This window comes from Candidatus Nesciobacter abundans, assembly GCF_008189525.1.
Taxonomy (GTDB): domain Bacteria; phylum Pseudomonadota; class Alphaproteobacteria; order CAJXXZ01; family 1604HC; genus Nesciobacter; species Nesciobacter abundans.
In genome coordinates this window covers 280042-294231 of the sequence record NZ_CP043314.1, presented here as the reverse complement: position 1 = coordinate 294231, position 14190 = coordinate 280042, and the positions used below count along the sequence as shown (strand labels likewise).

Annotated in this window: 11 protein-coding genes and 1 tRNA gene; 6 read left to right on the top strand and 6 right to left on the bottom strand. The window is 28.6% G+C overall.

Features of this window, described 5'->3' with window-relative positions:
• Positions 1–8 precede the first annotated feature (8 nt).
• Complete coding sequence (locus tag FZC36_RS01360; protein ID WP_148972204.1) at positions 9–758, bottom strand: TrmH family RNA methyltransferase; 750 nt, start codon at positions 756–758, stop codon at positions 9–11.
• 189 nt (positions 759–947) lie between these two features.
• On the opposite strand from FZC36_RS01360, the gene trpS reads away from it, so the two are divergent.
• The 3 genes from trpS (at position 948) to dut (ending at position 3177) form a co-directional block, all read left to right on the top strand.
• The gene (gene trpS / locus FZC36_RS01355) at positions 948–1934 is read left to right on the top strand and encodes a tryptophan--tRNA ligase (protein WP_222912615.1); all 987 of its coding nucleotides are present in this window, start codon (positions 948–950) and stop codon (positions 1932–1934) included.
• A 70-nt stretch (positions 1935–2004) separates the two neighbouring features.
• Positions 2005–2532: a CDP-diacylglycerol--glycerol-3-phosphate 3-phosphatidyltransferase gene (gene pgsA / locus FZC36_RS01350; protein WP_148972202.1), complete on the top strand. Its 528-nt coding sequence runs from the start codon at positions 2005–2007 to the stop codon at positions 2530–2532.
• Between the two features lie 213 nt (positions 2533–2745).
• Entirely contained in the window at positions 2746–3177 is a 432-nt protein-coding gene (gene dut, locus FZC36_RS01345; protein WP_148972201.1) for a dUTP diphosphatase, read from the top strand.
• A 110-nt stretch (positions 3178–3287) separates the two neighbouring features.
• Here the strand turns inward: dut and hemW are convergent, their stop codons facing one another.
• The 4 genes from hemW to FZC36_RS01325 form a co-directional block, all read right to left on the bottom strand.
• Entirely contained in the window at positions 3288–4670 is a 1383-nt protein-coding gene (gene hemW, locus FZC36_RS01340; RefSeq protein WP_148972200.1) for a radical SAM family heme chaperone HemW, read from the bottom strand.
• Positions 4670–6325 (bottom strand): lysine--tRNA ligase, encoded by a 1656-nt coding sequence (gene lysS / locus FZC36_RS01335; RefSeq protein ID WP_148972199.1) that lies wholly within the window; start codon positions 6323–6325, stop codon positions 4670–4672. Before lysS ends, hemW begins: the two co-directional genes overlap by 1 nt.
• Before the next feature lie 175 nt (positions 6326–6500).
• Positions 6501–6893, bottom strand: a complete 393-nt coding sequence (locus FZC36_RS01330) for an F-box protein (protein WP_148972198.1) — start codon at positions 6891–6893, stop codon at positions 6501–6503.
• 164 nt (positions 6894–7057) lie between these two features.
• Positions 7058–7130 (bottom strand) — tRNA-Thr (locus FZC36_RS01325).
• Between the two features lie 252 nt (positions 7131–7382).
• Here FZC36_RS01325 and FZC36_RS01320 point away from each other — a divergent pair.
• Positions 7383–9170, top strand: coding sequence for a hypothetical protein (locus FZC36_RS01320; RefSeq protein ID WP_148972197.1), 1788 nt, complete (start codon positions 7383–7385; stop codon positions 9168–9170).
• 123 nt (positions 9171–9293) lie between these two features.
• Here FZC36_RS01320 and aspS read toward each other — a convergent pair whose 3' ends face one another.
• The gene (gene aspS / locus FZC36_RS01315; RefSeq protein ID WP_148972196.1) at positions 9294–11090 is read right to left on the bottom strand and encodes an aspartate--tRNA ligase; all 1797 of its coding nucleotides are present in this window, start codon (positions 11088–11090) and stop codon (positions 9294–9296) included.
• 21 nt (positions 11091–11111) lie between these two features.
• On the opposite strand from aspS, the gene FZC36_RS01310 reads away from it, so the two are divergent.
• Together FZC36_RS01310 and FZC36_RS01305 are read left to right on the top strand one after the other, a co-directional pair.
• The gene (locus tag FZC36_RS01310) at positions 11112–12311 is read left to right on the top strand and encodes a UDP-N-acetylglucosamine--N-acetylmuramyl-(pentapeptide) pyrophosphoryl-undecaprenol N-acetylglucosamine transferase (protein WP_148972195.1); all 1200 of its coding nucleotides are present in this window, start codon (positions 11112–11114) and stop codon (positions 12309–12311) included.
• A gap of 210 nt (positions 12312–12521) precedes the next feature.
• Complete coding sequence (locus FZC36_RS01305; RefSeq protein WP_148972194.1) at positions 12522–14159, top strand: Mur ligase family protein; 1638 nt, start codon at positions 12522–12524, stop codon at positions 14157–14159.
• Positions 14160–14190: the final 31 nt, after the last annotated feature.

Below are 14190 nucleotides of genomic sequence, written 5' to 3'. Positions count from 1 at the left end.
TTTATATTTCATAAACAACTCGTGTCTTTTTCTAATTTTTTTGGTACATACTTATCTCCATTATTTATTATATGCATACCTAACGAAGCTGCTACAGAAGCGTTTAAAACTGGAAATTCAGGATTTGTATCTATAGAAATAAATCCATCACATTCTGACTTGATTCTATCACGAATTCCAAAACCTTCGCTTCCTACAACCAAAACAACTCCTTTTGTTATATTTCCGCTATATTTTTTATATTCGTCTTTTTCATTGCCTTCTAAACCAAAGCACCAAAAACCATTCTTTTTCAACCTTATTAAAGAATCAGCTAAATTTACAGCTTTTAATATATGGACTCTATCTATCCCACCACAAGATGCTTTTGCAGCAACTCCATCTAATTCAGGACATCTATCTTTTGTAACAAGCAGGTGCTTAAAATTAAAAGCAGCCATTGATCTCATTATAGCTCCTATATTTTGTGGATCTTGAAGTTGATCCAAAGCCAATATATTGTCATCTGGATTAATATGATCACATGTAGAAAGCTTACAAGTATTTAATGAAGAACACATTAATAATATACCTTGATGTTGAACACCCGGCAAAATATCATCTAAATGCCTTCTATCAACAATTTTTATACTTACTCTTCTGATTTGTTTAACTTCTTCAGCGTATTTTTTAATACAAATAATACTCTCAACTTGTCTTTGTTTATTGGAAAGAGCTGAAAACACAGCATGCCTACCCCATATTCTTATAGTTCTCATAAATTTTCAGGTTTAATTATATTAAATTAATTATATAATTTACATATGCATAATTCATTTTCTGAACAAAATATAGGTTTTTCTGCAAAAAATAAAGAAAAAACTGACAAAAACAATCAGCCAGAATCATTTTTAGGGCAAAATTCATCAACTCAAGATCTTTTAGATAAAAGTCATACAAAACAAAGTATTAAGAAAAAAAGAATACTCACTGGAGATAGACCAAGTGGAAAATTACATTTAGGTCATTATGTAGGATCACTACAAAACAGAGTGAAAATGCAAAATTCACATGAACAGTATGTAATGATCGCTGACCTTCAATCTCTAACAGATGAAAGTTTTAAGTCAGAAAACATTCTAGAAATCATGAAAGATTATATATCTGTAGGAATTGACCCAGAAAAAACAACTTTCTTACTTCAATCCCAAATAAACTCACTTTACGAACTGACTTTTTACTATATGAATTTAGTGACTTTAGGAAGATTAGAAAGAAATCCAACTATAAAAGAAGAAATATTACAAAAAGGATATAAAGATTCAATAAAAGCTGGGTTTCTTTGCTATCCAGTAAGTCAGTCTGCAGACATAACAGGAATACAAGCTGATGTAGTTCCAGCAGGTAAGGATCAAATTCCCATGATAGAGCAAACAAACGAAATTGTAAGAAAATTCTCACAACAATATAATTCAAACTGCCTAAGAGAAGCTGAAATACTCCTATCAGATCAACCTAAATTAGTAGGAATAGATGGAAAATCAAAAGCAAGCAAGTCATTAAATAATGCGATTTATCTATCCGACAATGAAAAGACATTAAGAGAAAAGGTTTTTAGTATGTATACAGATCCAGATCATATACATGTACATCAACCAGGGAAAATAGAAGGAAATGTCGTGTTTTCATATTTAGATTCATTTTACGAAGACAAAGAACATTTATCAGAGCTTAAAGAGAACTATAAAAAAGGTGGGCTTGGAGATATAAAGATAAAACAAATTCTTTTTGAATCTTTAAGAGCATTTTTAACACCAATACAAAATATACGATTACAGTTAAAAGATGAAGATATGATATCTATATTAAAAAATGGAACTTATAACGCTAATATAGAGTATGAAAAGACTATACAAGAGGTTAGAAAGTCTATTGGAATATATTCTTTTGATTGAAAATTATATATACAAACTATTAATCAGATAAATCGTTGATTTTTTTTGTTTTTAAAATTAATATTTCCCTATGATATCTCCTAACTTATTAACGATATTCAGAATATTTGTCACTCCTTTTATATGTTTATTAATAATATTTAAAATGAAACTATTATCAGCAGTTCTATTTCTTATTGCATGTATTTCTGATTTTTTGGATGGTTTTATAGCAAGGAAATATAAATCTAAGACAAGTATAGGCCAACATTTAGACCCTATGGCAGATAAAATACTTTTAACTTCTATTTTAGTAACTTTAATACAAACTGGGCATATAAAAGGCATACACACCACAACTGTTTATTTAATAATTGTAAGAAATATATTTGTTTATTTCTTGAGAAATTATATGAATGCAATAAAAAAGAGAAATATTTATGTGAATAATTTTGGAAAAACTACTACAATATCTCAGATGGTAAGTATGGGAATGCTTTTGCTAGATATAAAGGGAGGAATGTTACTTCTTTGGCTTTCTATGCTTTTTTCCTTTTTCAGCCTTTTTGTATACCTACACAAATCACTTCTAAATAATAATCCAAACAAAATTTCTTAAAGTATTTGATTTTCATTAATTGATATTTTTGATTTTTTCATATAGCTATTTTCTATAAACTAGATTAATAACTTTGAAATCTAATAGATATATTTATGCATTCCTAAACCATGTTTATATAAAACATACATAAACTTGCCCAGTTATTTATTAATTTTTACATATAATGATTTTTAATATTGATATTAACTGATTTAAGTATATATTATTTCCATGATATTCAAGATAAAACTACTTGATGAAAAGTGTACACCACAGAGAATGACAGAAAGAAGCGCTGGATTAGACTTAAGAGCTAAAATAACTTCTGAAATAATCATACATCCAAGAGAAAAAGTTTTAGTGCCTGTAGGGTTTTGTATGGAGATTCCTGAAGGATATGAGGCTCAAATAAGATGTAGATCTGGTATAGCTTTAAAACATGGAATTGTGGTACTAAATTCTCCTGGAACTATAGATTGTGATTATAGGGATGAAGTTAAAGTCATTTTGTCTAACCTTGGAGAGGCAGCTTATGCTTTGCAGCCATATACAAGAATTGCTCAAATGGTAATATCAAAATATGAATCTCCAGAATTTCAATTAACAGATAAATTAACTGAATCGGAAAGAAAAGGTGGATTTGGATCCACTGGGAATAAATAATACTTAAGATAATATTTTAATTGATTATAATTCAGTTTTAGAGCATTTTAGAATATTTTCTTTCTTGGGTTTTATTTAAAATACATTTCCTATAAATAAGTAATCATAGATCAAGTAAGATACTTACAAACGGCATTATATCTCATCAATCCAGATTCAGTAAGTTTCATTCTTTTATCAAAAATTATTAAATATTTTGAATTAATAAGCTGCTGTAATTTTTCTTTATTGAAAAGAGATTCGTACTTAGACTTGAATCTATTTTCTAATTCATCCAAATCGATACCATCAACATTTCTTAATCCCATCATTATATTTTCCAAGAAATCTTTTTCAAAATTTATATGCTCTTTATCCACTAGCGAGGATCCTTTTTCTTGTACATTTAAAATCCATTCTTCTGGAATTTTACTATTCTCCAAACCATACAACTTTCCATCAATCTCAACCCTGCTACAAGCTCCAGGACCTATTCCTAAAAACGGTTTACTTGTCCAATATGCTAAATTATGCTTACATCTATAATCGCAAAATGACTTATTGCTCTCGTTTGAACTGCCTGAAAAGCTATTTATATTTTCTAAGAATTTATCTTTACTAAAGAGCTTGTCTTTAATATCTTTATTATAGTTTTCACTTTTTGTTATTTCACTATCTATCTCACATATTCTATCCACATCATTATTTTCTAACACCACTTTTTGATCACAAACCTTAACTACTAATTTCTTTGCAAAGTTAGATATTTCGTACTTTTCGAATCCATGCTTTTTACAAATTTGCATTATTTTTTTGTAAAACATAAAAACTTTATCATCGTCTGGCAATGTTAGATGATTTTCTTTGATTTGAAAGTGTAATAAAGTGCCTTTTTGCACAGTAAGTTCATATATAGAAATATGATGAATGCCAGTAGATATAAGCCTTTCAAGAGTATCTTCCAAAACCTCAATTGATTGATTTGGCAATCCATACATAACATCAACAGATATGTTGTTAAATATTTGCAAGCCTTCTTTTATATGATCTAACGCCTCTTGGCCAGAGTGTGTTCTATTTATCGACTCAAGAATTTCATCATTTAAAGATTGTACACCAAATGATATTCTATTTATTCCAGAGTCACGAAACTCTTTTAAAGAATTAGTCTCTAAGTGAGATGGGTTGGTTTCTAAAGTAATTTCCAAGTAATCAGGGTATTCCCAAAGTGATTTTATATGGTTAATTATTTTTCTTATATATTTAGGTTTTATTAGAGATGGAGTCCCTCCTCCAAAAAAAATAGTTTGTACGAAATCATATGGCAAATTCTCTTTCCAATAGTTAATTTCTGATAAAATAGCTTCAATCCAAACTTCTTGATCGACTGAATCTCTAACGTGGCTGTTTAAATCACAATAAGAACATTTCTTTCTACAAAATGGCCAATGAATGTATAAGTACACTCCTTTTCTCAATTTCTTTTTATCAATTATACTATCCAATTCAGGCATCAAATAATGCTTTCGATCATTTTTCTAGCTTCATCTTTACCATATAATTCGAAAAATGGGCCTAACCTTGGTCCAGACTCTTCCCCAAACAAGATTCCATAGATAGCTTTGAACCAACTTTTTAAATCTGCTACATCATTATTAAAAACAGCTTTGTTTCCAAGTAAGTACAATTCTTGCTGCATATCATTTCCAGACTCTAATGAATCTAATTTCTCCAAGAAAACTTTCATGTAAGATTTTATCCATTCTGGAGTTTCAGAAGGTTTTGTTTTGTAAGATTCATAAAACTTAAAAACTGATTCTACAACCTTGTCTTCTGTTATATTTAATTTCCCAATCTTATTTTCTATAAAATTTTTGAAAGTAAGGAAATCAGGGCTTCTTAATCCTTTAGCAAGATTTAAAATCATACTATATGAAACTCTAGACACAGGTGGAACTACACCTTCATGCACATAAAAAACAGGATTTTCAGTGATATTTCTATAATCATGCTCATTTAAAACAAAATCTTTTCTAGAACTATTATCCAAAGCAGAGCTAGGATGATTATCCAAAGCAAAGCTAGGATGATTAGGATGATTATCCAAAGCAAAGTTAGAATGTAAATCTGAATTTGATATTGAATTCCTATACTTCTCAAGATCTGACAAGTAATTATCTACATATTTATGCAAATCCTTTTTGTCTAGATTTTTTGCCCTATCAGGATTCAAAAACAAAAAGTGCTTTACACTATCTTCTGTTGCATAATTAAGCCATTCTTCCAAACTTATTCCATTACCCTTAGATTTTGATATTTTCTTTCCTTCTGAATCAAGGAAAAGCTCGTAAACCATATTATTAGGAGCTCTGGATCCTAAAATTGTACATATTTGTTTAGAAACAGAATAACTATCTATTAAGTCCTTGCCGTACATCTCAAAATCGACTCCAAGAGCAGCCCATCTCATTCCCCAGTCCACTTTCCACTGAAGTTTACAATTTCCACCAGTTACCGGCATTTTAACCAACTCACCTTGATCATAGAAGCATATACTTTTTTCTTCTTTTAAATACTTTTCTATCTTAACTTCAAGAACATGTCCATTTTTCTGAGATATAGGCAGAAATGGACTATAAGTTTTCTGTCTTGCTTCTCCTAAGGTTGGTAACATTACATTTAATATTTTTTCATAATTATTAAGAACCTGAACCAAATTTTCATCAAACTCACCTGAATTATATTTGTCACTAGATTTCATAATTTCTACCTTATCTTCTAGTCCAAAAGTTTTTAAAAGCTTAATCAGCTCATTCGTATTATGATCAGCGTAGCTTTCACAGCAGCCAAATGGATCTGGAACCTTACAAAGAGGAAGGTGCAAATAGTTCGCTAACATATCTTGATTCGGAAGATTTGTAGGTACTTTTCTGAATCCATCCATATCATCTACAAAAACTATTATTTTAGATTCTTTTCCTAGAATATCTAAACAGTTTTGTATCATTCTTGTTCTTATAACTTCAGCTACTGTGCCTAAATGAGGCAACCCAGAAGGCCCATATCCAGTTTCCAGAATAATAAAATCCCTTTTTAATAATTTTTGAGCACATTTCATAGCCCAAGTTCTTGGTAAATTCTTATTCATGGATAAATTAGATATATTCATGCGCGGATTATAACACTAAATTCACCTTCAACATATAAAATTTACTCTCATTTATAATCAATATACTGTAATTTTTATTTCCATATACTTTTCAATTTAGGTTACATCTCAGTAATCTAATTTGGTCATAAATCATATAATACGTAAAAATAGTTTTGCAGTATTTATTTTCTTATCAATATATATACTTACGCATCAACATATCACTTTTTTTCATTCCTAATATTCCCTTGCTTTCACAAAGAGCTTTATATGGTGAGCTTGTTTTTGCTAAAATATGATCATATATATATTTCCTTACAAGCAAATCTCTAACTCTTATTTTATGCATATATTTATTTACATTGCTAAATTGTAAATGTGCTTTAAAATCACAAAACTTGCAAACATACTGAATAATATCTTCAGGTATATCAGAAAATGAACTTTCATTTTTCTTAAAACAACAAACATTTCCTACAATATATTTTGGGAAATTATTAATTCTTGAACACAAGTTTCCACTGTCAATATGTTTGCTGTACAAAACAGTCAAACAAAAACACTTATTAATAAAAAATTTATTCATGCTAGAACTTATAACAAATTTGATGAGATTCAGCAATTCGAAAAAAATAATTCTTAGAGAATTGAAATAATTTTATATCATAATAAAATACCTACTATTAGAAAGACACTCTTCCATTCAACAGAAAGCACTTTTTTATGTTATTAAAAAGATTTTGAGAAATTTGCCGGGTATTGGATTCGAACCAACGACCTACTGATTACAAATCAGCCGCTCTACCAACTGAGCTAACCCGGCTATGACTTTAATTATTACATTCTATTTGTTTTTTGTAAATAATTTACATTCTTAATCAATCTTTCTTAGAAGATAAATAAAAGCTAAATTATAATTTATTTTTTATGCTTTTCAATTTTATGCATAATACCAGATTAGTTTCTACACAACATATATATCTAATCTTTTACATAATATTATTTGTGCAAAATAAAATAAAATATTTTTCTTACTTTGCTATGGACAATAAAAAACATTTTCATACAATGAATTATGAATGTTTTATTTAATGCTTTCTTACTACTAACTTTTTTTATAAAAAACATATCTTGTTTTTATTTAGATATCGAAAAAAAATACGAACCAGAACATACATTAGAATCTAGAAACACATTAGAATCTTTAAGAGAAAAAATGCCAGACAAAAATGTTATAGGATTCTTAAGGTGCACAAAACCCTTAGAATACGAGATTACATTTGAAGTCAAATTTAATGAAAAAGATGTATATTTAGTAAAAGCAAATACATTTATTTCTTCAGAAAGATCATTTTTATCAGATAAGATAAGTATGAAATTAGAAAATGGCTTATTAAAGCTAATTATAGATCAATCACATTACCAACTATATTCAGGACAAAATGAAGATGAAACTTTTAATGAAACCTCTGACGAAATGAAATATCTAAAAAGAACTTTTGATTTCATTTCAGATAAACAAGTAAAAAGAGAATACAAAAGGCAAGAAAAGACTAGAGATGAAAAATATCTTAAAGACAAACAAGAAAGATCTTTAGATGCTTTGTGTCAAGATAGTGCGAGAGAGATGAAAAGTATAATAAATGAAGAAAATCTCGAATTAAACAGAATGTATATTATATTTAAAAACCCACTCTTAGATATAGCAGAGTCATCAGAAAGAAAAGCTAGAGAGCGCATAGAACAGGAATTTATGGAAGAACACGTAGAACTATTAAGAAGCAGTAAATATAAGGAAATTCAAACCTTAAAACAATTCGAACGTTTAACTTCTATGGAATCACAAATCAGAACAGAAATAATAAACAAATGGGTAAGTGATTTTACTAAAATAGATTCTAGAAAAAACTCAAACTTAATTATTACAAAGCAGGAAGAAAAGAAATCATTTTTAAAGAAACTAAAAAAACTTCTAAAAAATATGTCTACAAAGAGCAGAATTATATACAATGAAATTATATATTCAAAAATAAGCAAAGAAATAAAATCAAAAGCATATGAAGAGCTTGAAAAGAGCAAAGAAAAAGAGGTGAATAAAGCTTATAAAATTATAGATCTAGAGGTTTCAAAGAAACAAAAAACAGAAGGTTTTCCAGAAATTTTACCTAAAAGCATTACAAAAGCAATAAACAACTTTAAAGAATTGACTATAGCAGAAATTGAATATGATTACGAACAAAAAAAGATTGAAACTGAGAATACAAATCCAGCACACATGCAAGAAATAGATAGTGGAGATTTATTAATAATCCCTTCAGATTGTTTAATGCTTATATCAACTTATTGTGACCCAGGATCTTATGCTGCTCTATCACAAGTTAGTAAAGTTATGTTTATTAGAATATATCCTTTAGCACCAGAACAGTATAGAAGAAACATGCTTATGCATTCTCTAGTAAGCCACATAAATCAATTCCTAAGTGAATTTAAAATTAATTCAAAACATAGCACCATTTTTAGCAGAAGTATAGGGCAAACTATATACAAATCAACACAAAATCTCAGTGGAAATTATCTAAAGATTTATGAATGTAAAGATATTTTAGGGCAAACTATTAATTTCTATATAAAAACATTAGATAAAGACAACACAACTATATTAGAAAAATATTCGATAGGAAAAACGATAACTAATAATGAGGGGTTGGTTTTTCTCTTGAAACCGTTTTATAAATATTTTAATGACATGCTTAGAGCAGCTGGGCTTATTGGCCTGTTAAGCAGTGAAGAAATGGATATAGTAGACTTTGATCTAAAATATTCAGAATATGAATTAGAAAGATATTCAGAGCATATTCTATAACACAAATCTTTTTACAGGATTATGTTTTCACATTTACTTAAATTATTAACACTAATCAAAAAAGAATAGATTTTTTAAATCTATATCTTCTGAATCTAAATTAATTAAATATTGTATTGTAATTTAATCTTCTTTTATGGATTGTAAGCCAAGGTCTTTTAATTGACTTTCCTCTATTTCTGAAGGAGCATTCATCATTAGATCTTGACCACTTTGATTTAAAGGAAAAGGTATTACTTCTCTGATATTCTGCATATCAGACAAAAGCATAACTATTCTATCTATTCCTGGAGCAGATCCACCATGAGGTGGAGCACCGTATTTGAAAGCCTCTGTTATTGCAGAGAATTTTTCATCTACTTCTGATTTTGTATATCCAGCTACATCAAAAGCTTTATACATTATATCTAAATCATGATTTCTAATAGCTCCACTAGAAAGCTCTATACCATTACAAACTATGTCATACTGATAAGCTTTAATCTCACTTGGGTCTAAGTCAAAAGCACTCATTCCACCTTGAGGCATCGAAAAAGGGTTGTGAGAAAAATCCCATTTACCATTATCATCCATCTCATACATTGGATAATCTATAATCCAACAAAACTCATATCTATCTTTTTTAATTAAATCCATTTCTTTAGAAATTTTCTTAATTATTGGATCCATGCATTTCACTATTTCAGAAAATTTTCCAGCCAAAAAGAAAGCGCCATCAGCCTTTTCTTTAATTTTATTGCATACTTCATCACTCAAAAATTTAGACATGCTTCCTTTTTTCTCAGGAGACAAGCATATGTAGCCAAGCCCTTTTGCACCAAGCTCACGAGCAAAGTCATTCATTCCGTCAAAAAACTTCCTACTCTTAGAGCTTAAGTTATTTACAGGAAGGCACAAAATTTTTCCTCCATCTTGTAAAACTTGCTCAAAGATTTTCGGAGTGTTTTCTACAAAAAATTCTGTAAAATCTAAATACTGTAGATCAATCCTCAAATCTGGCTTATCAGTTCCATATAACATTAAAGAGTCTTGATATTTTATTCTCTTAAATGGAGGTTTTGAAGAAAAAACATCTGATCTGAATTTTGAGAAAATTCTGTACAAAAGGCCTTCCATGATCTCAAAAATATCTTCTTGAGAAACAAAAGACATTTCCAAATCTAATTGATAGAAAGCACCTGGAGTCCTATCAGCTCTGGAATCCTCATCTCTGAAACATGGAGCAACTTGGTAATATTTATTAAAACCTCCAACCATAAGAAGCTGCTTAAATTGTTGCGGAGCTTGTGGAAGTGCATAAAACTTACCTTTATTTGCTCTGCTAGGAACTAAATAATCTCTAGCACCTTCTGGAGAGCTTGATGTCAAAATTGGAGTATGAATTTCTATGAAACCCTTTTCTTCTAATGCACTCCTCATTTCTGAAATTACATTAGATCTAAGAATTATTCTATTTTTTAAATCTTCTCTTCTTAAGTCTATATACCTATGCTTTAACCGTATTTCTTCACCTATATCTTCTTGATGCAAAGCAAAAGGCAATGTTTCAGATTTAGACAAAATAACAAAACTATCTACCTTTATTTCTATATAACCAGAATCTATTTTTTCATTAATAGATTCTTTAGGTCTAGCAGTAGCAAGTCCATTTATCCAAATAACACTCTCTACATTTAATTTTTCAATTTCCTCAAATTTCTCATGATTTTTATCTATGATGCATTGAATTATTCCTTTATGATCACGAACATCAATAAAGATCATATTCCCATGATCTCTTTTTTTTGCTAACCAACCAGAGATAGAGATATTTTTATTAATTTTATCTTTTGTCATAGAGCTAGAAAGAACTCGCTTGTTGTAATCTAAATTAAACTCACTAATATATTCATCAATTTGACTTTTGTTGCTTTTTACCATAATGCAAGATAATGTTGTTTTGTGGAAATTTCAACAATAGTATTCTCTGGAGGCGGAACAGCTGGTCATGTTTTTACTGCAAATGGTACTGCATTTTTTGCAAAAGCAAGAAATATAAAAAGAATTATGATCACCGATCAAAGAGGCTACAAATACGTTGATAAAACTTTATTTGATGAAATATATGTAATTCCAATTCTACCGAATATATTGTTACATCCAATAAAGTTCTTTAAAAGTATATTCAAATCCATGAAAATAATAAAAAACAATCCTAATTCTTGTGTGATTGGATTTGGAGCTTACATATCCCTACCAGCTTGTATAGCAGCTAAACTAAAAAGAAAAAAAATGTATATATATCAAGGTGATCAGATAATGGGTAAAGCAAACAGAGCCCTAGGGTATTTTTGTAATAAAATCTTTTTATCATCTTTTAACATTAAAGCTAATAAGCAAAAATCTTCTATTGTAGGGTTAATACCAAGGCATTCTATAAAATCCTACCCTATAAAAATTAATTCAGGAATAAAATTACTAGTAATTGGAAGTAGTATAAACACACCATTCTGGAAATTCATACTTCCAAGTGCTTTTAGTAAATTACCTAAAGAAGTTTTAAGTCAAATCTCTATAAGACAACAAGTCGGCAAGGATTATGAATATTTTGACAAAATTTACAAAAACATCGGATTTAAAGAGGTATCTCTAGAAAAATTCATTGATACAAATACATCTTTACCTTGGAGCAACTTAGTATTTGCTAGAGCAGGCTTTTCTACAATATGTGATTTAACAGCATCAATGAGACCAGCAATGCTAGTTCCTTGGTCTAAATCAAAAGATAATCATCAATTAAGGAATGCATTATGGTTCGAAAGCAGCACTGGAGGTTGGTGTGTTAAGGAAGAAATGTGTACCCCGGATTATGTTTCAAATCTAATCATGAAAGTATATAAATATATCAATAACTCAGAAGGTTTAAACAATGAAATAAATACCTCAGAAGATAATACAACAAATATAAAAAAGGATACATTAACGAAATCAAATCAAACAAATGAAGTTAAAATAGCTGAAGAGAAAAAAGAAAAAATGAAAAATGAAGAGTTTAATTTGGAAAGCAAATCTATGAACTTATCTAAGTGGATGCCCGTACATGGAGGATTAATCATAGTGAACGAAATAGTAGAAGATCATAAAAAAACTAATCAAGTTTAAATTAAAGATGAAAATAAGTATTATTCTATTTAACTAAATATTAAACCTGATATAAAAATAAAACCTTTATTTTCTTATTTAAACATGTAACAGGATAGGAGAAGTAAAATTAACAAAAATACAAATACAAAAATAGATAATCTAGAAGACCTTAGAAATCTGTGGAAAAAACCTGAAACAATCTCTACAAATATAAAAAAAATTCATTTTTTGGGAGCTGGAGGAAAAGGAATATCAGCTATAAAAGAATGGGCTACTAAGATTGGATATGAATTTACAGGCAGCGATGATAGTAGCAGTGGATTACATCAGAATAACGAATTAAGTACAAATCAACTAAATGAAAGTAAAAGTTACAATAAACACTTTAATAATAAAAAGTTCGAATCAATGAAAGAAGAAAAAAACAAATCTAACTGGATAAACATACCAGAAAATTCTACAGATTTCGAAGCAGATTGTATTGTAACTACTGGAGTAATAAAAAAAACTCACCCTCAATATATTCATGCAATTTCAAAAAAAATACCTATATTTCACAGAGCAGATTTTCTAAAACAAATAATTCCTGAAAATGCTATTTCTATATGTGTTTCTGGATCCCATGGAAAAACCACTACATCTGGTATGATAACTTGGTTACTAAAAACTGCTAAAGAAAATCCATCTTACGCACTAGGAGATAAAATACTAGAAGTAGGAAAACTATCTGAATTAAATAAAAGTAAATTTGCAGTTATTGAATCAGATGAATCAGATGGATCTATGCAAAAACTCTCTGGTAACTGGAATATATTAACAAATATAGATGGAGAGCATATGGATTACTATGAAACACAGGAAAACCTCAACAAAGCTTTTAATAAATTTGCTGTAAATAATGTTATATCTCATATTTCATGTTTTGATAAAATTTTTTCAGAAGAGAAAGAGGCTGATAAATTTAGTCATAAAGAAAAATCAAATGCTCAGTTAAATAATCAGTTAAACAATATGCATAAAATAAACAGAACACTTCATTCATATGGAATTGATTCAAAAGAACCTATTTTAAAAAGTATAAAATCAAATATATATGCAGAAAACATAAGTATAAATAAAGATTCTATGATTTTCGATGTTAAAGGTTTTTTTACAGAAAAATCTAGCGGAGATAGGGTTTATTTTAATATAGAAAATATAATGATGAATAATATAGGAAAACATAATATAGAAAATGCACTTTCTGTTATATTATTAGCAAAAAATCTAATAAATGAAGGTACTTACATAAATGATTCTACAATCTTAAAGTCCATGAAAACATTTCCTGGCATGTCAAACAGAATGGAAGGTTATTCAGATTCTAAAAACACTTATATTATGGATTATGCTCATCATCCAGTTGAAATAAAAGCATTACTAAATTGCATAAAAAACAGAGAATATAAAAATGTAAAAATAATACTGGAAATACATAAATATAGCAGACTTTTCAACAACTTAGATTCATTTGTAAAATGCTTAGAAGGATTTGAAAATATAATAGTAGCGCCTATACATTCTGCAGGGGAAATAAAAGATAAACAGTTAGATATTAAGTTTTTTAATATGCTAAATAATTTTATGAAAGAGCAGTTTGATGGTTCATATAATTTAACTAAGGTTGATAAGTATAATGAATTAGAAATTTATCTAGATCAAACTTTAAAAGCAGAAAAAGATAATAAGAAGGAAAACATCAGAAATTTACACAAGTCAGGATCTAAGACAGAACCTAATACATTCATTTTTATAGGAGCTGGGGAAATTTGTAAATTCTATAGAAAGATAGTTGATCAGTTAAAATCTAGCTCTGTTATTTCATAATTGTTCTTTAATTAGTCAAATTATGTTACGA